The organism is Lutibacter profundi, assembly GCF_001543325.1.
Lineage (GTDB): Bacteria > Bacteroidota > Bacteroidia > Flavobacteriales > Flavobacteriaceae > Lutibacter > Lutibacter profundi.
In genome coordinates, this window is record NZ_CP013355.1 from 1,489,485 (window position 1) to 1,509,566 (window position 20,082).

Annotated in this window: 21 protein-coding genes; 11 read left to right on the plus strand and 10 right to left on the minus strand. The window is 28.4% G+C overall.

The window, feature by feature from the left end; translation table 11 throughout:
- Nucleotides 1-33 precede the first annotated feature (33 nt).
- Nucleotides 34-1,365: a DEAD/DEAH box helicase gene (locus tag Lupro_RS06580; RefSeq protein ID WP_068207629.1), complete on the plus strand. Its 1,332-nt coding sequence runs from the start codon at nt 34-36 to the stop codon at nt 1,363-1,365.
- Here the strand turns inward: Lupro_RS06580 and Lupro_RS06585 are convergent, their stop codons facing one another.
- From Lupro_RS06585 to Lupro_RS06610, 7 genes are all read right to left on the minus strand, one after another.
- Nucleotides 1,366-4,038: a carboxypeptidase-like regulatory domain-containing protein gene (locus Lupro_RS06585; RefSeq protein ID WP_068207632.1), complete on the minus strand. Its 2,673-nt coding sequence runs from the start codon at nt 4,036-4,038 to the stop codon at nt 1,366-1,368.
- Between the two features lie 9 nt (nt 4,039-4,047).
- Nucleotides 4,048-4,794, minus strand: a complete 747-nt coding sequence (locus Lupro_RS06590) for a GLPGLI family protein (protein WP_068207635.1) — start codon at nt 4,792-4,794, stop codon at nt 4,048-4,050.
- A 138-nt stretch (nt 4,795-4,932) separates the two neighbouring features.
- The gene (locus Lupro_RS13840) at nt 4,933-5,061 is read right to left on the minus strand and encodes a hypothetical protein (protein ID WP_257720987.1); all 129 of its coding nucleotides are present in this window, start codon (nt 5,059-5,061) and stop codon (nt 4,933-4,935) included.
- Between the two features lie 526 nt (nt 5,062-5,587).
- A complete protein-coding gene (gene tig, locus Lupro_RS06595; protein WP_068207638.1) occupies nt 5,588-6,910 on the minus strand; it encodes a trigger factor in 1,323 nt (440 codons plus the stop codon).
- A 90-nt stretch (nt 6,911-7,000) separates the two neighbouring features.
- Nucleotides 7,001-7,354, minus strand: coding sequence for a phage holin family protein (locus Lupro_RS06600; RefSeq protein ID WP_068207641.1), 354 nt, complete (start codon nt 7,352-7,354; stop codon nt 7,001-7,003).
- Between the two features lie 54 nt (nt 7,355-7,408).
- On the minus strand, nt 7,409-8,173 hold the full coding sequence (locus Lupro_RS06605; protein WP_068207643.1) for an alpha/beta fold hydrolase: 765 nt from the start codon (nt 8,171-8,173) through the stop codon (nt 7,409-7,411).
- On the minus strand, nt 8,170-8,898 hold the full coding sequence (locus Lupro_RS06610) for a pyridoxine 5'-phosphate synthase (RefSeq protein ID WP_068207646.1): 729 nt from the start codon (nt 8,896-8,898) through the stop codon (nt 8,170-8,172). Before Lupro_RS06610 ends, Lupro_RS06605 begins: the two co-directional genes overlap by 4 nt.
- Before the next feature lie 100 nt (nt 8,899-8,998).
- On the opposite strand from Lupro_RS06610, the gene Lupro_RS06615 reads away from it, so the two are divergent.
- From Lupro_RS06615 to murI, 8 genes are all read left to right on the plus strand, one after another.
- Nucleotides 8,999-9,658 carry a CBS domain-containing protein gene (locus Lupro_RS06615; protein WP_068207650.1) on the plus strand — a complete coding sequence of 220 codons (660 nt, stop codon included), beginning with the start codon at nt 8,999-9,001 and terminating at the stop codon, nt 9,656-9,658.
- A gap of 2 nt (nt 9,659-9,660) precedes the next feature.
- On the plus strand, nt 9,661-10,542 hold the full coding sequence (locus Lupro_RS06620) for an NAD kinase (protein ID WP_068207653.1): 882 nt from the start codon (nt 9,661-9,663) through the stop codon (nt 10,540-10,542).
- Between the two features lie 133 nt (nt 10,543-10,675).
- Complete coding sequence (gene porG / locus Lupro_RS06625) at nt 10,676-11,356, plus strand: type IX secretion system protein PorG (RefSeq protein WP_068207656.1); 681 nt, start codon at nt 10,676-10,678, stop codon at nt 11,354-11,356.
- Nucleotides 11,356-12,111, plus strand: coding sequence for an isoprenyl transferase (locus Lupro_RS06630; protein WP_068207659.1), 756 nt, complete (start codon nt 11,356-11,358; stop codon nt 12,109-12,111). Before porG ends, Lupro_RS06630 begins: the two co-directional genes overlap by 1 nt.
- Nucleotides 12,104-14,659, plus strand: a complete 2,556-nt coding sequence (gene bamA / locus Lupro_RS06635; RefSeq protein ID WP_082703870.1) for an outer membrane protein assembly factor BamA — start codon at nt 12,104-12,106, stop codon at nt 14,657-14,659. The genes Lupro_RS06630 and bamA overlap by 8 nt, the downstream gene beginning before the upstream one ends.
- Before the next feature lie 64 nt (nt 14,660-14,723).
- The gene (locus tag Lupro_RS06640; protein WP_068207665.1) at nt 14,724-15,503 is read left to right on the plus strand and encodes an OmpH/Skp family outer membrane protein; all 780 of its coding nucleotides are present in this window, start codon (nt 14,724-14,726) and stop codon (nt 15,501-15,503) included.
- A gap of 19 nt (nt 15,504-15,522) precedes the next feature.
- A complete protein-coding gene (locus Lupro_RS06645) occupies nt 15,523-16,026 on the plus strand; it encodes an OmpH/Skp family outer membrane protein (protein WP_068207668.1) in 504 nt (167 codons plus the stop codon).
- 59 nt (nt 16,027-16,085) lie between these two features.
- On the plus strand, nt 16,086-16,871 hold the full coding sequence (gene murI / locus Lupro_RS06650; RefSeq protein WP_068207671.1) for a glutamate racemase: 786 nt from the start codon (nt 16,086-16,088) through the stop codon (nt 16,869-16,871).
- Nucleotides 16,872-17,005: 134 nt separating this feature from the next.
- Here murI and Lupro_RS06655 read toward each other — a convergent pair whose 3' ends face one another.
- From Lupro_RS06655 to Lupro_RS06665, 3 genes are read right to left on the minus strand one after another with little or no spacing between them, the layout of a single operon-like run.
- The gene (locus tag Lupro_RS06655; protein WP_068207674.1) at nt 17,006-17,515 is read right to left on the minus strand and encodes a gamma carbonic anhydrase family protein; all 510 of its coding nucleotides are present in this window, start codon (nt 17,513-17,515) and stop codon (nt 17,006-17,008) included.
- 17 nt (nt 17,516-17,532) lie between these two features.
- Nucleotides 17,533-18,510 carry a PorP/SprF family type IX secretion system membrane protein gene (locus Lupro_RS06660; protein WP_068211497.1) on the minus strand — a complete coding sequence of 326 codons (978 nt, stop codon included), beginning with the start codon at nt 18,508-18,510 and terminating at the stop codon, nt 17,533-17,535.
- Nucleotides 18,511-18,565: 55 nt separating this feature from the next.
- Nucleotides 18,566-18,853: a hypothetical protein gene (locus Lupro_RS06665; RefSeq protein WP_068207677.1), complete on the minus strand. Its 288-nt coding sequence runs from the start codon at nt 18,851-18,853 to the stop codon at nt 18,566-18,568.
- Nucleotides 18,854-19,089: 236 nt separating this feature from the next.
- Here Lupro_RS06665 and Lupro_RS06670 point away from each other — a divergent pair, with 236 nt between their 5' ends.
- Together Lupro_RS06670 and Lupro_RS06675 are read left to right on the plus strand one after the other, a co-directional pair.
- The gene (locus Lupro_RS06670) at nt 19,090-19,479 is read left to right on the plus strand and encodes a DUF302 domain-containing protein (RefSeq protein WP_068207680.1); all 390 of its coding nucleotides are present in this window, start codon (nt 19,090-19,092) and stop codon (nt 19,477-19,479) included.
- Nucleotides 19,480-19,541: 62 nt separating this feature from the next.
- Nucleotides 19,542-19,958, plus strand: a complete 417-nt coding sequence (locus Lupro_RS06675; protein WP_068207683.1) for an HYC_CC_PP family protein — start codon at nt 19,542-19,544, stop codon at nt 19,956-19,958.
- The last annotated feature ends 124 nt before the right edge of the window (nt 19,959-20,082 follow it).

A 20,082-nucleotide genomic window follows, 5' to 3' on the forward strand; every position in this document is an offset into this window, starting at 1 on the left:
AATTAAATAGTACATTTGCAAAAAAATAGAACAATGACCTTTTCCGATTTAAACTTAAACCGTTTTTTATTAGATGCCTTAGACGAAATGGGCTTCACAACACCTACTCCTATTCAGGAAAAAGCCTTTTCGGTAATTATGAGTAGTAAAGATATGGTAGGTATTGCACAAACCGGAACTGGTAAAACATTTGCGTATTTATTACCTATTTTAAAACAATTAACATTCTCAAAGCAACAACACCCTCGTGTATTAATTATTGTTCCAACACGTGAATTGGTTGTGCAGGTTATTAAAGAAATTGAAAATCTTACTCCCTATATTAATGTAAGGTTTGCTGGTGTTTATGGAGGAACAAACTTAAACAAGCAAAAGCAATTGGTGTACCAAGGGCAAGATATTATTGTTGCAACTCCAGGTCGCTTATTAGATTTAGCGTTGGATGGTATTTTAAAACTAAAACACATTCAGAAGTTAGTAATTGATGAAGTTGATGAAATGATGAATCTAGGATTTAGACCTCAGTTAATTACACTGCTTGATTTGTTGCCTAAAAAACGTCAAAGTATTTTATTCTCCGCAACATTAACAAAAGAAGTAGCTGGTTTATTAGATCAGTTTTTTAAATCACCTATTAAAATTGAAATTGCAAGTAGCGGAAGCCCGTTAGACACCATTAAACAACTTGCTTATCCTGTTCCTAATTTTTATACAAAAGTTAATTTTTTAGTTGAATTGTTAAAAGATAAAGCGATTTATACTAAAGTATTAGTATTTGTAAAAAATAAAAAACAAGCCAATATTCTGTTTGAAGAGTTGGAAGTTTTATTACCTGGAGCAACCAATGTAATACATTCTAATAAAACACAAAATTACCGTTTACGCGCTGTGAAAAACTTTGAAAAAGGGTTTTTTAATATATTAATAGCAACCGATATTATTGCACGTGGTTTAGATCTAACCGATGTTAGTCATGTTATTAATTTCAATATTCCTGAAGAACCTGAAAATTATATGCATAGAATTGGAAGAACTGGTAGAGCTGAACAAGAAGGAACTGCTATCTCCTTTTTTACTGAAGAAGAAGTTGATTATTTAGGTGAAATTGAACTTTTAATGAATACTGAAATTGAAGTGTACGATTTACCTGAAAACATTGAAATTTCTACACAGAAGATTGACGAGGAAATGCCAAAAGTAGCACTAGAAAGTGTTGGTAAGAAAAAGACAATTACAGAACCAAGTGGCCCTGCTTTTCATGAGAAAAAAGAAAAAAACAAACGTGTTAACTTAGGTGGTTCATACAGAAGAGAAATTGCTAAAAAATACAAAAAACCTAAAACTAGAGGACAAAAAAGGAAGTAATTATAATTTGTATGAAACTGTAAATAATACTACACGAGGTAATATATATGTTTTAACATCTGAGATTAAAAATTCATTTATATTATTTGAACGCTTATAGTTTATGTTTAATAAATTATTAGCCTTAATTTCAAAACCCCAAGCACTATCTTCTTTTTGATAAAAAAGTGATGTATTTGCAAGTTCATATAAATCTTTTTGAGCTAAAGCTCTGTTTTCAAAAGTATTTTTATAATAATCTGTCTTAAAAATAAACCCATTTAAAAAATTGTATTCAATTTCAACAAAAGGCTCTTTTGTAGTGTAATTACTTTTTAAAGTTGAAGATTGATAGTCATTTAACTTAAGATTGTAACCAATTTTTATATTTGGAGCTTTTTCAAAATTAGTACTTAAACTTGACTTGTAATATTGGCTTTTATTTTTATTTTGAGATAATTTATTGTCTATTAATTGCCTATAATCAGACATGTCAAATCGTCCAGTAAATCTAATTTTAAACTTTCCATAACGTTTATAAATATCACCTCTAAAATTCCAATTCGTTTCTGGATGCTCAAATAAAATTGGGGTCAAAAATTTATTTGTGCCCGATAAAATTATCTCGTTTTTTATACTTTCTTTCTTTTTATTATATCCAACACTAGCGCTCATAATTATGTTTTTATATAATTGAAATTTAGTATACAAAAGCCTAGCTGTATGATAATTTGTGTATTCTAAACTTGAATTTCCCTTATACACTGAATTATAATTTAATAATGTATAATTGTTTGTAAACTGATTGGTTTTTCCAAATCTATTTTTTAACGCATAATTAAAATGCAATTTTTCTGATTTATAAAATGAGTATTTTGCAGTAATATTGGGTAGTAAAGATAATTTGCTTCTAATGATATTGGTATCTTGATTAATTTCCCAATTATAATTATGAAAATTTCCGCGTGCTTCAACTACTAGTTTACCCGCCTTAAATTTATAGTGCATTCCAATAAAAACATCATTTAAGGTGTATTTTAAATAATTATCAAAATTGGCAATTTTAAAATCATTGATAGTTCCATCTGATAATTCTTGAGTTTCACTTGTTTCATAATTTTCTTTAAAATAGTGATTTCCAAAAGTGGTATTTAATTGACTTTTTGCCCCTAAAATCCAATAATGTTTGAGTCCTAATTCTAATTTATGCGACTGTCTGTTAATATTTTGTATAATCGTATAATTATCATCTTCTTGTAAAGGTATTAAACCTTGTAAAAAAGGAGTATCCGTAAACCATTGATTTTTTGGCGTACTCTTTTGATGTTCATAGTTTAAAACAAATGATGTTGTATGTTTAGACGTATATTTTTTATGCCATTCTACATCTTGTTTTACTAATAAATCTGTTGAGTTTTTGTTTATAATAAAATTTATTTCATTAATATTTATTATTGATTGATTTTCACTTACACTTCCTACATCATTATATTTAACCTGAGTATTAACATACAACTCGTTCTTAAAGCTAGGTTTATGTTCAAAACTTATTTTACCAATTGCTAATTTATTGTTATTAATCTTTTTCTCACTTAATTGTTCTTCAAAAGTATTATCAATAAATAAATATTGCCTTAAACTTTCATTAAATGCTGTGGTTTGTGAATCAGAAAACAATATATACCCAGAAATAGCTGTATTTTTAGAAATAGGTGTATTTAAATTTAAAGCTACAAATTTATTAATGCTTTTTGTTACATCTTCAAAATTAAAAAAAGAGCTGAAATTACTATTTGAAGTATTATATACCGAACCATTTGTACTTAATATTTTGTTAATTCCTCCTTCAAAACGAATATAGTCTTTGATTGTAAAAAAATGATCTCCTAAAGTATTTATATCTCCAATAAAGTTAATTGTTGTTTTAGGACTATAATAAAACAAACCTGTATGTGCTAAATAATAATTTTTAGTGCCTTTTCCAACTTCAACATCTCCAAAAGTAAATTTCTTTTTATTTTTTTTTAGCTTAATATTCATAGCCATATCTTCGGTTTCAGTTAAACCTTTTAACATAGCAACTTCATTATAATTGTCAATTACTTCCACTTCTCCAACAGCATCAGCTGGTATATTTTCAACCGCAAGTTTAGAGTTTCCTCCAAAAAACTTTTTCCCTTCCACCAACATATGAGTCACTTTTTTTCCTTGTACTGTAACCAACCCATTTTTATCAACTTCTACACCTGGCAACTTATTTAGTACGGCTTTTAATTTACGTTCATTACCTGTTATAAAAGCTTTTGTTCTATAGGTAATTGTGTCTTCTTTAACTTCAACAGGCAATTGTTGAATAATTACAACTTCATTTAATTGTTGAGATGCTTGTTTTAAGATAAAATCTTTTTCGCCACTTTCACTACTATTAACCTCAAAACCTTGAATTGTATATCCTAAAAAACTGGCTTCAATAGTGTAGGATTCATTTTTTGTTAACTCTAATTTATACCTACCTTGTTCATCAGTAATTGCAAAAGATAAATTTATAGCACTATTCTGCGGTTTTGCAATTACATTAGCATACGTTAATGGGTTTTGTAAACTATCTTTTACAGTACCTTTTAAAACAATAATTTGGGCTTTTAGCCCAAACATTGAAAATAGTAATAAGTTTAAAGCAATTTTTTTAAGCATTTATGTATTTTAATTAGAAATTTTAGTTCTAAAATTCCCCATGGCTTCTTTCCCAATAGCATTAAATTCTTCTTCTGTTACCAGTTTTCCTTTATTAGGTTTTTTAATTTTAATTTTATTTTTAGGATTTAACATTAATTTTGTCATGGAATATTTAATATTTTGAACTGATAATTCTACAATTAAACCAGGTAAACCACCATAACCTATAGGGCCAAACCCAATTGGTATTTGAGATGTGTACCAAGCATCAACTGGATGATTAAAGATCCCTTTACTGTTTTCAACAACAAATATTGTTGTTGCTTTATAACATAAATAATTTCCTATTTTTTTAGTTTCATTATGCATCTTCCAATTCAGATTCTCAATAGTATTTTTAATAATGAACTCTTGTCCAAAAGCTTCCACTTCACGTAACCTCACATTTTGCTTTAGGTCTATGTACCAACTACCTCCACCTCCAAGAAGTAAGGCTAATCTATAATACCTATTCTCCTCAACTTCAAAATTTAAATTTTCAACAAAAAAAACACTCTCAAGGCCTTTAAATCTTAAAGTATAATTCAACTCCTTAAATATATTTTTTAATTCATAGTCCTTATTTGATAAATAAGAATTTATATTCTCATTTGTCTTTGATTTACTTTTATTAACTAATTCCTTACTATAATGAACTTCTCCAAAAATTGACTGACTATAAACATTACTAGAAGTAATATATATAAGTACCAAAACAATTACATATTTTTTCATAATTTTTTATTAATTTTCAAAAGGAGAACTAATTAAAGTTCTCCTTATAAACAATATTTATGTTTATTACTCTTGCCAAGCCATACAATCTTCATATGCTTGATTCGCCTCCTCATATGCTTCTGCATATGAAGCTCCTTATTCTTCTGCCCAATCTCCAACATCCATAGCCATTTGTACACAATTAATTCCTTGTGCTAAGTTCATTGCATTTACAAAAGTTGTAACTGTAAATACAAATACCATACTTAATATAATTTTTTTCATAATTTTAAAAATTTAATTTGTTTGTATAGAGCAAATTGCTCTTTAATTTTGTAGTTTCTACGAGGAATGTTACTTTTGCAACAAACTCCTCATTGTTTAGGAAATTCTCTATTTCATAGGCAATACGTTTTAGTTAGACATTTATTTTGAAATATCTTTGTTGTAACAACTAAAATTAATGGGGAGTTTTCATAAATACTCCTGCAACTTTTTTTGTAAATATATAAAAAAAAAAAACTTAAATAGTACGGTAAAACCGTAAAATTAATATGGTTTTTCCTTACTATTTTGTGGTTTTGTATTTTAAAAACCTAAAACAAGAGGTCAAAAAAGGAAGTAAATTGGTTAACCTTTACAATTACGAGGAGTAATAGTGACGAAGTAATTTGTGACATTATAGTTCCAATCCAAAAGATTGCTTCAGTTTTTACTAAAACTTCGCAATAACAAAATTTAATAAAATGACATAAAAAAACTCCTTAATGATTTTCATTAAGGAGTTTTTTTATATTGAATTTGAATTACTCTATTTGTAAACTTCTTTTACAAATTTTTCGTAGTTCAATTCCTTTACTTTAAACGTAATATTTTCTTTGTAAAAAGTTAATAATTTTTGACTTACTAATTGTTCTTGTAAACGCTTCGCTTCATCTTGGTTACTTAGCACTCTTTGTACAATCTCATCCAATTCTTTTTCCTCTGGATTTAATTGTCCGTATTGAGCCATTTGTGCTTTTACAAACCCTTTTGCGAATTCTTGTAACTCTGCAAAATCAGTTTTTATATTATTATCTTTTAAAACTTTACCTTCTATTAATTGGTAGCGTAATGCTTTTTCTGATTTTTCAAATTCTTCCGATGCCTGTTCTGGAGTCATTGGCTTTTCACCAGCAACTGCTAACCATTTTTTTAAAAATTCAGCAGGCAATTCAAATTTTGTGTTTTCAACCAAATATTCAGTAACATCATTTAGTAATTGTTGATCTGCTTGTGTTTGGAATTGTTTTTCAGCATCTTCTTTTATTTTTGCAACCAACTCCTCTTTAGATTTAACTACGCCTGGTCCAAAAACTTTATCAAATAACTCTTGGTTTATCTCAGCAAGCTCCGTTGCATTAATCTCTTCAATAGTAAAAGTAACTGGAATATCCAATCCGTGAATAGCATCGTGATCTAACCCAAGTGCTCCCATTAATTTATGATCGTCAACAAATAACCCTTTTGTTTTTAACTCAATTACATCTCCAACTTTTTTACCTAAAAACTTTTTTTGGTTTGTTTTTCCTTTAACATCTTCAAAAGCAATGGTAGATTTTTTAGTAATTTCTTTTTCTTCATTAACAAAAGTTCCTGTAATATTTACACCTTCTTCAACAACTGGTTTAGGAACAATTTTCCCGTAACGCTTTTGAATATTTTCAACTTCTTTTTCTAATAATTCTTCGTCTGCAATAATGTTGTATTGGGTAATTTTCTTTTTAGCATCTAAATCAACTTCAAACTGAGGAGCTAATCCTAATTCAAATTCAAACAAATAATCCTCGGCTTCCCAAGAAAAATCGTCTTGCATTTTTGGCAATGGATTTCCAAGAATGTCAAGTTTTTCTTCCACTAAAAAATTATTTAATGATTCTTGTAGCAATTTATTCACCTCATCAATCATTATTGATTTTCCGTATTGTTTTTTTACCATTCCCATTGGTACTTGCCCTTTTCTAAATCCGGGAATATCTGCTTTTTTACGGTAATCTTTTAAAATAGTTGCTACTTTATCTTGGTAATCAGCAGCTGAAATTTCAACTTTCACTACTGCATTTAACGCATCAATATTTTCTTTTGTAATATTCATTATTATGCTTTTTTATCTTAAATCATTAAAAAATCGGGTGCAAAATTACTGTTTTTTATGAACTTCGCAAAGTATTTAACTTATTCTATTTCAACTATTTTCATTATTTTCATTTAAAAATGAATAGAAGAACGATTGAAATAGTGATAATAACAAACTAAACAATAGAGCTATCCAAAAACCTGAGACTGCAAATCCACTCACAAAATAATCTGCTAACAATATAATTACTGCATTAATTACCAGTAAAAACAATCCTAAAGTTACAATGGTTGCAGGTAGTGTAAAAAAGATAAGCAATGGTTTTACTGTAACTCTTAACAATCCTAAAACAATTGCTACAATAATTGCACTGGTATAATTTGCAATTTCAATACCGGGTAAAAACTTTGCTAATATTACAACTGCAACTGCTGTTAATAATACTTTTAAAATTAATTTCATTTTTTTAATTTATAATGAGTTTTAAAACGAACTATAATTGTGCCAATTTTATTTTTAAGCTAAAAACCTGACAACTTCATTATAAAATTGCGTTGGATTCTCTGCGTGAAGCCAATGTCCTGCATTTTTGACAGTTACAATTTGAGCATTTGGAAAATGCGCTAAAATTAATGGCTTATCTTTGGTTGTTATATAATTTGAATTCTCACCTTTTAAAAACAATGTATCTCCTTCAAAATGGGTGAAAGAAGGTAAGGCCTCTCCAACTACTGCATTATTTTCAGTTAAACTTTGTAAATTAAAACGATAATCTAATTTTCCTTTTTCTTTCCAATATACATTTTTTAATAAAAACTGAATAATTCCTTGTTCCTTAATATAAATTTTTAATACTTCTTCAACTTTTTTTCGTGTGTTGTGTATTGAAAAATTAACTTCGTTTAAGGCTTCCAATATTTGTTGATGATGTGGTTTATAAGCTCTAGGGCTAATATCTGCTACAATTAATTTATTCATTAATTCTGGAAAAGTAACGGCAAAAAGCATAGCTACTTTTCCTCCCATAGAATGTCCCAATAGAATAATATTCTGTAAATTATGATATTGAATGTATTGGTATAAATCTTCTACTAATAATTCATAATCAAAATCGTCACTGTGAAAACTTCTTCCATGGTTACGCTGATCTATTAAATGTACTTGAAAATTTTCTGCAAATTTATTTCCTAATGATTTCCAGTTATCACTCATTCCAAAATAACCGTGCAGTATAAGCAATGGCATCCCCTTTCCTAAAATTGTTGAGTGTAAAATTTTCATTGTTTAGATGCCATACTTAATTTATATTTATACATGTTAATCACATTCTCTAACCCTAAATACAACGATTCTGTAATTAATGCATGACCGATGGAAACTTCGCTTAAATTTGGAATGTTTTCAGCAAAAAATTGAATATTATCAAGGCTCAAATCGTGCCCGGCATTTATTCCTAAACCAAGTTCTGCTGCCAAAATAGCACTTTTAGTATATGGCTGAATAGCTTTCTTATTACCCAATCCATACTGTGTTGCAAATTCTTCGGTATACAATTCAATTCTATCTGCTCCTGTAGTTGCAGCAGCCTCAATTAGATTTAAATTGGCATCAATAAAAATAGAAGTTCTTATTCCTTTTAATTTAAATTCGGCAATAATTTCTTTTAAAAACGATTGATGTTTTATAGTGTCCCAACCGGCATTTGATGTAACAGCGTCAACAGCATCAGGTACTAAAGTTACTTGTGTTGGGCATATTTCTAGTACCATTTCCATAAATTTAGAGATTGGGTTTCCTTCAATATTAAATTCAGTAGTTACTATTTTTTTTAAATCATATGCATCTTGATAACGGATATGACGTTCATCAGGTCTCGGATGAATGGTAATCCCATCAGCTCCAAAGTCTTGAATATCAGAAGACACCTTTACAACATTAGGAAAATCACCTCCCCTAGAATTACGTAATGTTGCTATTTTATTTACATTTACACTTAATTTTATCATTCTTAAAACACATTAATTTAAATTAGGTAAGCAAATTTACGAAGTAAGAATATGATTTTGGTTTTATTTTTGATTAATTTGTACTATAATAGTAATTAAAATGAAAACTATCCCATACATATTAAAGGAATTTAAAGCGTTTACCTTACAAACAAAGATTGCCGATGTGAAGTCTCTTTTTAATGAAACTACATATTCTCATTTCCCTATTGTAAAAAACAAGCAACTTATTGGTTTAGTTTCTGAAACTGATATGCAAGGAATTACAGAAGACAATAAAGAGTTAAAAGATTTTCAACTTTTATTTAGTTTATTCTTTACAGAAGAAAACAATAATTTATTAGAAATTTTGAAGGTTTTTGCTTTAAATGAAACAAATTTAATTCCAGTTATTAGTATTGAGAAAGAATATTTGGGTTACTATGATTTAATTGACGTATTGCACGTATATAGAAATACACCTTTTTTAAATAACGAAGGCTCTATTTTAATTTTAGAAAAAGAAATTAGAGATTACTCATTTAGCGAAATTTGTCAAATTGTAGAATCTGATAACGGTAAAATATTAGGTGTTTTTATTTCTGAAAGCAATTCAACTTCAGTAAAAATAACCCTCAAATTTAGTTCACAAGATGTAAACGAAATTATACAGTCTTTCAGACGTTATGGCTATAAAGTTCTTTCCAATCATAAAGAAGATTACTATTTGGAAGAATTAAAAGACAGAACCAACTACCTACAAAAATACTTAAACATTTAAGGATGAAAATTGCTATTTACGGTCAGTATTACAAACCTGAAGATAAAAAATATGTTGAAGAATTATTTGATGTACTGAAAAGTAATTCTGTAACATTTGTTGTTGAAAAAAATTACTATTCAGGCTTAAAAAAACATCTTGAAGTTTCAGCAGTTAAAACATTTCGCTCACATAAAGAATTAGATAATTCCTTTAATTTTATGATTACAATTGGAGGTGATGGTACTATTTTAAGAGCCGTAACTTTTATTAGAAATTCTAATATTCCCATTGTTGGTATAAATACAGGCAGGTTAGGTTTTTTAGCAACTGTTCAAAAAGAAGAAATAAGAAACGCTATTGAACAACTTATTAAAGGTGAATTTATAGTTAAAGAGCGCACACTACTAAGCGTTATTACGGCTCCTAAAATTAAAAATTTAGCTACATTAAATTTTGCACTAAATGAAGTTTCAGTAAACAGAAAAAATACAGCTTCAATGATAACAGTTGAGACATACTTAGATAATGAGTATTTAACTTCTTATTGGGCAGATGGGTTAATAATAGCAACTCCAACAGGCTCTACAGGATATTCTTTAAGTTGTGGAGGTCCAATAATTACACCTCAAGCCAAAAGTTTTGTGCTAACACCTATAGCTCCACACAATTTAAATGCAAGGCCTTTAGTAATACCTGATGATACAATTATAAAATTTAAAGTAAGCGGTAGAGAAGATAAATTTTTCTTATCATTAGATTCACGAATTACAACCATTAAGCGAAATACTGAAGTACAGGTAAAAAAGTCTAAATTTAACTTAAAAATGGTACAACTAAATAAACAAACGTTTATTAAAACACTTCGTGAGAAATTACTTTGGGGGCAAGATACCAGAAATTAATTTTAATACGTATTCATAAAAAAGTAGTTTGTTAAAACTACAATAATTTCATTTATAAGCAGTTTAACAAAAAAGACTTTGCATAACTTCAATAAACAATGATATTTATTTATATTTGCACGCTATTTTATTTATGAAAAAACTAGTTTTACTTATTACATTTATCTGTGTTACAAACACTTCCAATGCGCAAATTAACGAAGTTGGTTTATTTATAGGTGGTAGCAATTATATTGGAGATATAGGCCCTGAGTACTATATAAACCCAACTAATATTATGGGAGGAGTAATTTACAAATGGAATATGAACCCACGAATTTCTTTTAGAGGAACATTCACCTATGCCGCAATAAAGTCTGACGATAAAAATGCTACAAACAGAGAACGCTACTTTAGAGGTATAGGATTTAAAAATAGCATAAAAGAATTGGCTGTAGGTATTGAGTTTAATTATTTTAATTACAACCTAGACGATTACAGAAACACATACACTCCCTATTTACTACTAGAATTTGCGGCCTTTAATTATAATATTGTAGTAGCAGAAACAGCTCCATTACAATATCAATATGCTTCAAAAACAGCATTTGCAATACCTTTCGGTATTGGTTATAAAACAAAATTATTTCAAGATTTTGCCATTGCTTTTGAATTAAGAGCTAGGTATACTTTTGTAGATGATATAGATTATAATAACAATAATATAAAATCTTTAACCTTTGGAAACCCTAATAGTAACGACTGGTATATTTTAAGTGGTATATCTTTAGTTTACACTTTTGGAAGACCAGCCTGCTATTCAAGTCCATTTTAATGAAAGATTTAAAAGCTAACATATTGAAAAGTGCACTTCCAAACCATATTGCAATAATTATGGATGGTAATGGACGTTGGGCTAAATCAAAAGGAAAACCACGTATTTTTGGACATAAAAATGGTGTTACCTCTGTGAAGGAAATTATTGAAGGTTGTGCCGAAATTGGAGTTAATTATTTAACTTTGTACGCTTTTTCAACTGAAAATTGGAATAGACCCAAGTTAGAAGTTAAAACTCTAATGGCTTTGTTAGTTTCATCATTAAAAAAAGAACTGAAAACGCTGCAAGAAAATAACATAAAACTAAACACCATTGGCACTCTTTATAACTTGCCTGAAAAAGCACAAAAAGAACTTGCAGATGTTATTGAAAAAACAAAAAATAATAACAGACTAACACTAACATTAGCATTGAGCTACGGCTCTAGAGAAGAAATTGTTAATGTTATCAAAAAATTATCAAAAAAAGTTGTTAATAAACAACTTGACATTAAAGAAATTAATGAAAAAATTATAAATAACCATTTATATACGTTTTCTTTGCCGGATGTTGATTTTATGATTCGAACAAGTGGAGAAAAAAGAATCAGCAATTTTTTATTATGGCAAATAGCTTATGCTGAATTGTATTTTACAAATACACTTTGGCCAGATTTTAGAAAAGAAAACCTATTTAATGCAATTTTAGAATATCAGAATAGAGAACGTCGTTTTGGAAAAACTAGTGAACAAATTGAAAAACTCAATGAATAAATTAAACATAGCCCTTTTACTTTTTACATTTTTTTTAGCAATAACTTCTGTAAGAGCACAAGAACCAAAAAATAATATTTTAAAAGAGATTCAAATAAAAAATGATTCCATAGCTAATGATAGCATACCTCCAACACTAAAAAATACTACTTTCAAAAAAGATAGTTCTTATGAACTTGGTGGAATTACAGTTAAAGGTCTTCAAAAATTTGAAGAAGAAACTGTAAAAGTTTTTACCGGTTTAAAAGTAGGACAACAAATTAAACTCCCTGGAGATAAATTAACAAGTGCCATAAAAAAACTATATGAAACCAAACAATTTAGCAATGTAGAGGTTTACATCTCTAAAATTGATGGTGATATTGCTTATTTAGAATTTGAAGTTCAGGAATTGCCACAACTAAACAACGTAACTATTCAAGGTATCAAAAAAAATAAAGCCTCCGATTTACAAAAAGATGCTGAACTTAAAAAAGGAGCAATGGTTACAGATAACTTAATTGTTACCACAAAAAATTATTTTAAAAAGAAGTTTCAAGAAAAAGGGTTCTTAAAAACAAAAGTTGCCATAAATACAAGACCCGATACTTCTAGCGTTAACACAGTGAATATGCTTATTCATATTGACAAAGGTGAAAAAGTAAAAATAAAAAACATCACTTTTGAGGGTAATAAAGATTTTAGCACCAAGAAACTTAGAAAAACGCTGAAAAATACTAAAAAGGAAATGTTAGGCAGGTTTTGGAAAAAATCAAAATTTATTGAAGATGATTTTAAAGAAGACCTAGAAAATTTAATTACTACATACAGCGAAAAAGGATATAGAGATGCTAGAGTTGTTAACCATTCAATAAGTTGGAATGATGATAATACCTTAAATTTAAATATAAAAGTTGAAGAAGGTAAAAAATATATTTTTGGAAATATTCAATTTTTGGGAAATACAAAATATACTGATGCTCAACTTCAACGACTTTTAAGAATTGAAAAAGGAGATACTTATAACGGTAAAGTTTTAAAAGAAAGAGTTACAGGTGATGGCTCTCCAGATTCTCAAGACATTGCAACTTTATATCAAGATAATGGTTATTTATTTTCAAGAGTGCTTCCTGTTGAAACAAGAGTAAACAATGACTCTATTGATATTGAAATACGAATTTATGAAGATCAACCTACAAGAATAAAGAAAGTAACTGTTAATGGAAATGACAAAACTAACGACCATGTAGTTTTTAGAGAGATTCGGACAAAACCAGGTTATTTATACAGCAAAAGAGATATTATTAGAACAATAAGGGAAATTGGTCAATTAGGGTTTTTTGATGCTGAAGCTATTTCACCTGATATTAATCCTAACTATCAAGATAAAACTGTTGATATAGATTATACTGTGGCTGAAAAGGGTTCAAGTCAAATAGAATTACAAGGAGGTTATGGAGGAGGTTCCTTTATTGGTACTTTAGGACTATCATTTAATAACTTTTCTGTTAGAAATTTATTCAACAAAAAAGCATATCGCCCATTACCTATGGGAGATGGTCAAACACTTTCATTGAGATTGCAAAAAAGTAGATTTTATACCACTTCAAGTTTCTCATTTGTAGAACCGTGGTTGGGAGGAAAAAAGCCCCAATCTTTATCATTTTCTATCTATAATTCAAAACAATTTAGATACGATTACCAAACTAATAGGGTTGATAAAGACCAACGTTTAAACATTGTTGGAGCATCTATTGGCTTAGGAAAACGCTTGCAATGGCCCGATAATTATTTTACATTATCACAAAGTATTAGCTACCAATTATACGATTTAAAAAACTATCCTGTTTCTACATTTTCTTTTTCAACAGGGTCTTCTAATAATTTATCTTATAGTATTACTTTAGGAAGAAGTTCAGCAGGGCCAAATCCTGTTTTTCCTAAACAAGGATCTGAATTTAGTATAGGAGCTAAATTAACATTGCCTTACTCATTATTCAATGACAAAGATTACTCAACACTAGAAGATAGTGAAAAATACAAATGGCTAGAGTATTATAAAGCTAGTTTTAAGGGTAAATGGTATACTGCACTAACAGATGATTTGGTAATTATGACAAATGCTGAATTTGGAATTTTGGGAAGTTATAATAGTAAATTGGGGGATTCTCCTTTTGAACGTTATTTTGTTGGTGGTGATGGAATAGCAACGTTTCAATTAGACGGCAGAGAAACAATTGGTTTAAGAGGTTATGAAAATGGTAGATTATCAACAATTAGTGGCGGAACTATTTACAATAAGTTTCAATTAGAACTTAGATATCCTATTACACTAAAGCCATCTGCATCAATTTACGTGTTAGGATTTTTAGAAGCTGGTAATTCTTATGACGGCTTTAAAAACTTCAATCCTTTTGTATTAAAAAGATCAGCAGGTGTTGGACTTAGAATATTTATGCCTGCTTTTGGAATGTTAGGAATTGACTTTGCAAATGGTTTTGACCCTTTACCTGGACAAACAGAAAAATCTGGTTGGCAAACTCACTTTATTATTGGGCAACAATTTTAATCAAAATCAGTTATATTTGTAAATATTATTAAATGGCACGATTTTTTCTAAATACTTATTAGTTATGATAAAAAAAGTTCTTTTCTTTGCATTTATAATTTTAAGTGTTGCTTCAAATGCTCAAAAAGCACAAAGAATTGGCTATATTGATATGGAATATATTTTAGAAAATATTCCTGAGTATAAAGAAGCACAAGAAAAAATTAATAACAAAGCAGTTATTTGGCAACAAAATATTGAAAAACAACAAAAAGAGATAGAAAAATTAAAAGCTGAATTAAACAATGAAAAAGCATTATTAACTGATGAGTTAATTGTTGAGAAAGAAGAAGATATTCAAATATTAGAATTTGATTTGAAAAAATTACAAGCTACCTATTTTGGTGTTAACGGTAATTTGTTTTTTTTGAGACAACAATTGGTTAAACCAATTCAAGATTTAGTATTTAATGCGGTACAAGATATTGCAACTAAAAGAAGATATGACTTTGTATTGGATAAATCTAGTTCATTAATAATGTTGTATACCAATAAAAAATTCGATATTAGCGATTTAGTTATTAAAAGCATAACAAGAAGTAAAAAAACAATAGCAGCTAAAGAAAAACAAAAGAAAAGAAATAAAGACAAAACTGAACCAAAAGTACTCAATGAAGAATCACAAAAAAAGATAAGTGTTCGTGATTCTAAAAAAGCTGCATTAAAAAAGAAAATTGAAGATAAAAGAGCAGCTCAACTAAAAAAAAGAGAAGAATTAAAAGCTGCAATTGAAGCTAAAAGACAAAAAAGAATTAAAGAAATTGAAGCTGCCAAAAAAGCAAAAGAAAAAAAGAATAATAATTAAATAAATAACAACTATAAAAATGAAACAATTTAAAAACTTATTATTAATCGCAATAATTACTGTAGGATTTAACACTGCTGTACAGGCTCAAATAAAAATTGGACACATTAGTACAGATCAGCTTTTGAGCATTATGCCAGAGACAAAAGCTATGAATGCTGAACTTGAAAAATTAAGTAAAACTTATGAAACTGAATTAAAAGCTGAGCAAACAAAACTGCAAGCTAAATTAAAAAAATATGAAGCTGAAGTTAAATCTCAAACTGACGAGGTAAATCAACAAAGAAGTGCTGAAGTACAACAAGATCAACAAAACTTATACCAAGCATCTCAAGTAGCTAGAGAAGAAATAAACAAAAAGAGAGATGAAAAATTGAAACCAATTTTAGAAAAAGCTAAAAAAGCTATTGATGATGTTGCTGCAGAGCAAGGTTATACATACGTTTTAGAAGCTTCAACTTTAATTGTTGCTAAAGGAACAGATTTACTACCTGCAGTAAAAGCTAAATTAGGCATTCAATAAAAAAATAATACTTAAAAAAAAATCTCGCAAATGCGAGATTTTTTTTTACATTTATTCTAATGAAAAAACAACCTATTGGTATATTTGATTCTGGTATTGGAGGTACATCAATATGGAAAGAAGTTATAAAACTACTTCCCAATGAAAATACTATTTATTTAGCTGACAGTAAAAATGCTCCGTATGGAGAAAAATCTACTGAAGAAATTATTTCACTATGTATAAAAAATTCTGAACTCTTAATTTCAAAAGGTTGTAAACTAATAATTGTTGCCTGTAATACTGCTACAACAAATGCTATAGATTATTTAAGAAATAATTATACTATTCCGTTCATTGGAATAGAGCCTGCTATAAAACCTGCTGCACTTTTAAGTAAAACCGGTGCTATTGGAATTTTAGCAACCAAAGGTACATTAGCAAGTGAGTTATTTGAAAAAACAACAGCCAATTACACAAAAAATATTACAACTGTTGAACAAAATGGAGAAGGGTTGGTTCAATTAATTGAAAATGGAGAGTTAAATTCACACCAATTAAATGAACTACTTATCTCGTACTTAAAACCCATGTTAAATTATAATATAGACCATTTGGTTTTAGGCTGTACACATTACCCTTATTTAATTCCTCAAATACAAAACATAGTTGGTGATAATGTAAAAATTATAGATTCTGGTGAAGCTGTAGCAAAGCAAACCAAAGCCATTTTAAAAAAGCACAACTTAATAGCTTCACAAAAAAAAAGTAACCACTTATTTTATACCAACATTAAAACCAACGTCTTATCTGAAACTTTAAGTAATGTTTTAGCAACGTTTACCGTTGAAAAGTTAGATTTTTAAAATTTTATTTACGCTAGGGATAGCATACTTCGAAAAGCACAGCACAAGAGCTATTTGTTTGCGCTCTTTTTTAGGTGTTTTCTAACTAAAAAAACGAATAGTGGGCGCCTTATTCAAAAGGTAATGCCCAAAAACTATTGATACCAATTAGCATATTTCACATAATTATCAGCAATTCTATTTATTTCTCCCGAAATTAATTCCTCACTAATATCTTTTACTTTTTTTGCTGGTACACCTGCGTAAATACTTCCCGATTTTACAATTGTACCTTTGGTAACAACAGCTCCGGCAGCAATAATTGAATTACTCTCCACAATACAATCGTCCATAATAATAGCTCCCATTCCTACTAAAACATTATCGTGAATTGTACAACCATGTACTAATGCATTATGACCAATAGATACGTTGTTCCCTATATTTGTAGGTGATTTTTTATAAGTTGCATGTATTACAGCACCATCTTGTACATTAACTTTATTTCCTAATTTTATATAATGTACATCTCCTCTAATTACAGCATTGTACCAAATACTACATTGATTTCCCATTTCAACCTCTCCAATAATTACTGAATTCTCAGCGAAAAAACAATCATTTCCAAAAATTGGTTTGTTTCCATTTAACTCTTTAATAATCATATAAAATTTGTTAACTTTTAAAAAGAAGCATTGATATTAGGGCATCCATTTCTGCGAGGTTGTCTACACCCAAAATTAAATCCCAACGAAATTTGATGATAGCCCGCATCGTCAAATAAAATTTCACCCGTTTGTTTTGTATATGTATACGACATCATAAATTTTTGGTAATTGATACCTACAATTGGTGTTAAATAATTTAATTCTTGTGTATTGGCATTATCAAAACCTCTTCTGTATGAAAATGCAGCCCAAAGTTGAGCATTTGAAACTTCTTTATAAATTTTAATATTAAAATCTACAAATTTCTCTCCTGTTCTTTCAATACTTTGAGCCATCACAGAAGGTTCAAATTGAAGATTTTTACCTTTCCCAAAATAATAACCTAACGTTACCAAATACCTGCGTAAATTTAATGACTCATACTGATCATTATATAAATTACGAGCACTTAACATAATATTTTTTGCAGTGAAATAAGAAAAAAAACCTTCTTTATGATAGGCCATACTAAAATCGGCATTAAAGTAATTCTCGCTTTGTACTATTTGTGAAATCACTGGATCTGGAATTGTAAATTGACTTTCATCAACCGTATTATTAACAACCATAAAGGATAGCCCAAATGAAATTTGATTAGACTCTTCTGGCCATCCCAAATTAATATGGTAAGCATAAGTAGCCTGAATTCCCTGTTGGGAATGATAACCATTTTTATCATTGAAAAGAATAAAACCAACCCCTGTGTTATCTCCAATACGTTGATGAACACTTAACGTTTGTAATGAAGGTGCATCACTTACACCGCTCCATTGACTGCGAGCTGTTAATCTAATTTTACCACAATTACCAATTCCAGCGGCAGAGGGGTGTACTAAATACACATTATCTGATAAATAGTCAGCGTAAATAGGTAATGTTTCCTGTGCTTTTATAAAAATGGGAGCCACAAAAAGGAAACTTAAAATAAAAGATTTTACAATTTTTACAATCATTCTTTTTTTATAAAGCTCAAATATAATTAATATATCTTTTAACTCATGTAAATAGCTATTTATTATAAGAAGTATTAAAAAGCGACAAAACATTACTTTTAACGTCTTCATTTCTCCCTATAAATATTTGTATTTCTAAAAACTTTAACACTTTTAACAATGTATTAAACCTATAATCTTTATCACAATCATCTAAACATAATACACTATTAACAGCCGTTTTACTTAAATGTGTTCCCAAAATTATTTCACTTTTTTTAATTCCATTATTTTCCATTTTTAAACGAATAATTCTAGCGATTTGATTTTTATTATTTACTTCCGTTAGATTTATTGACACCATAATTGAAGAAGTTTTTATTACTCTTCTAATTTACAGATTTTTAGCTAATTAAATAACTATTTTTAATGAATTTTTATTTATACAAGCACTGTTTATTTCACTATTTTTAAGATTATTTTCACACAAAATATCGCAAGAAGAATAAAGCATTTCATAATTTTACAATAAAAAGTCAAAAAAATATAAAATTTGATGCAATAGAATAGTATATCTTTGTATCACAAAATAAAAATATTATGAACTATTATTTTAGCACAACACTTAAAAATTCATCTTTTGAAGATGTGAAAGAAAAAGTAACTGAAGCGTTAAAACAAGAAGGTTTTGGTGTTTTAACCAATATTGATGTTAAAGCAACCTTAAAGAAAAAAATAGATGTTGATTTTAGGCCTTATGAAATATTAGGTGCTTGCAATCCTCATTTTGCACACAAAGCACTTCTTGCTGAAGATAAAATAGGTATTATGCTACCTTGCAATGTAATTGTTGAAGAAGTGAAAAATGGAGATATTATTGTTTCTGCTGTTGACCCTATTGCTTCAATGGGAGCAGTTGAAAATAACAGTTTAGAAGATATAGCAAAGGAAGTTCAACAAAAACTTAAAAGAGTAATTGACAGTTTATAACCTCCTTTTTAACACATATTTAATAACATACTAAATAATAAATTATATCTTTGCACAACTTAATGAAATCATTTTTTGTAAAAATAGCAGCAATTTTAATGACTTTTGTAGTCCTTTTTTCTACAATGTCATTTACCATTCACCAACACTATTGCGGTGGCGAAGTGTTTGCTAGTGCACTATTTTCAAAAGCTGATTCTTGTAGTATGGATGAAGAAGCTCCTTCAAAAGAAGATTGTAATATAGGTAACATAGATTGTTGTGATACTATAATTAAAATATATAAAGGGCAAAATGAGTTAGAAACTACTGACGTTTTAAGTTTAAACTTCAATCAACAACTATTTGTTGCATCTTTTGTATACACCTATATTAATTTATTTGAAGGCTTAGAGACTAACATCATTCCTTTTAAAAACTACTCTCCTCCTTTATTGGTCACAGACATACATATTGTTGACCAAGTTTTTCTTATTTGATTTTAAATTATTTTTTAGACACCATAAGATAGTAAAATTTATTATACTATTTCTTATTTGTATTTTATAGAAATTACGGTATACACCATAGTTTTTTATAACTTTAAAAAATAAATAATTAAAA

Bases quoted from the DNA above. Each gene is read 5' to 3' on its own strand.
- Lupro_RS13840 (WP_257720987.1), bottom strand. From the start codon at position 5,061: ATGAAAAAAATTATATTAAGTATGGTATTTGTATTTACAGTTACAACT.
- Lupro_RS06600 (WP_068207641.1), bottom strand. From the start codon at position 7,354: ATGAAATTAATTTTAAAAGTATTATTAACAGCAGTTGCAGTTGTAATA.
- Lupro_RS06665 (WP_068207677.1), bottom strand. From the start codon at position 18,853: ATGGTGTCAATAAATCTAACGGAAGTAAATAATAAAAATCAAATCGCT.
- tig (WP_068207638.1), bottom strand. From the start codon at position 6,910: ATGAATATTACAAAAGAAAATATTGATGCGTTAAATGCAGTAGTGAAA.
- Lupro_RS06615 (WP_068207650.1), top strand. From the start codon at position 8,999: ATGAAAACTATCCCATACATATTAAAGGAATTTAAAGCGTTTACCTTA.
- Lupro_RS06590 (WP_068207635.1), bottom strand. From the start codon at position 4,794: ATGAAAAAATATGTAATTGTTTTGGTACTTATATATATTACTTCTAGT.
- Lupro_RS06660 (WP_068211497.1), bottom strand. From the start codon at position 18,510: ATGATTGTAAAAATTGTAAAATCTTTTATTTTAAGTTTCCTTTTTGTG.
- porG (WP_068207656.1), top strand. From the start codon at position 10,676: ATGAAAAAACTAGTTTTACTTATTACATTTATCTGTGTTACAAACACT.
- Lupro_RS06630 (WP_068207659.1), top strand. From the start codon at position 11,356: ATGAAAGATTTAAAAGCTAACATATTGAAAAGTGCACTTCCAAACCAT.
- Lupro_RS06580 (WP_068207629.1), top strand. From the start codon at position 34: ATGACCTTTTCCGATTTAAACTTAAACCGTTTTTTATTAGATGCCTTA.
- Lupro_RS06620 (WP_068207653.1), top strand. From the start codon at position 9,661: ATGAAAATTGCTATTTACGGTCAGTATTACAAACCTGAAGATAAAAAA.
- Lupro_RS06655 (WP_068207674.1), bottom strand. From the start codon at position 17,515: ATGATTATTAAAGAGTTAAATGGAAACAAACCAATTTTTGGAAATGAT.
- Lupro_RS06585 (WP_068207632.1), bottom strand. From the start codon at position 4,038: ATGCTTAAAAAAATTGCTTTAAACTTATTACTATTTTCAATGTTTGGG.
- Lupro_RS06645 (WP_068207668.1), top strand. From the start codon at position 15,523: ATGAAACAATTTAAAAACTTATTATTAATCGCAATAATTACTGTAGGA.
- Lupro_RS06605 (WP_068207643.1), bottom strand. From the start codon at position 8,173: ATGAAAATTTTACACTCAACAATTTTAGGAAAGGGGATGCCATTGCTT.
- murI (WP_068207671.1), top strand. From the start codon at position 16,086: ATGAAAAAACAACCTATTGGTATATTTGATTCTGGTATTGGAGGTACA.
- Lupro_RS06610 (WP_068207646.1), bottom strand. From the start codon at position 8,898: ATGATAAAATTAAGTGTAAATGTAAATAAAATAGCAACATTACGTAAT.
- Lupro_RS06670 (WP_068207680.1), top strand. From the start codon at position 19,090: ATGAACTATTATTTTAGCACAACACTTAAAAATTCATCTTTTGAAGAT.
- Lupro_RS06675 (WP_068207683.1), top strand. From the start codon at position 19,542: ATGAAATCATTTTTTGTAAAAATAGCAGCAATTTTAATGACTTTTGTA.
- Lupro_RS06640 (WP_068207665.1), top strand. From the start codon at position 14,724: ATGATAAAAAAAGTTCTTTTCTTTGCATTTATAATTTTAAGTGTTGCT.
- bamA (WP_082703870.1), top strand. From the start codon at position 12,104: ATGAATAAATTAAACATAGCCCTTTTACTTTTTACATTTTTTTTAGCA.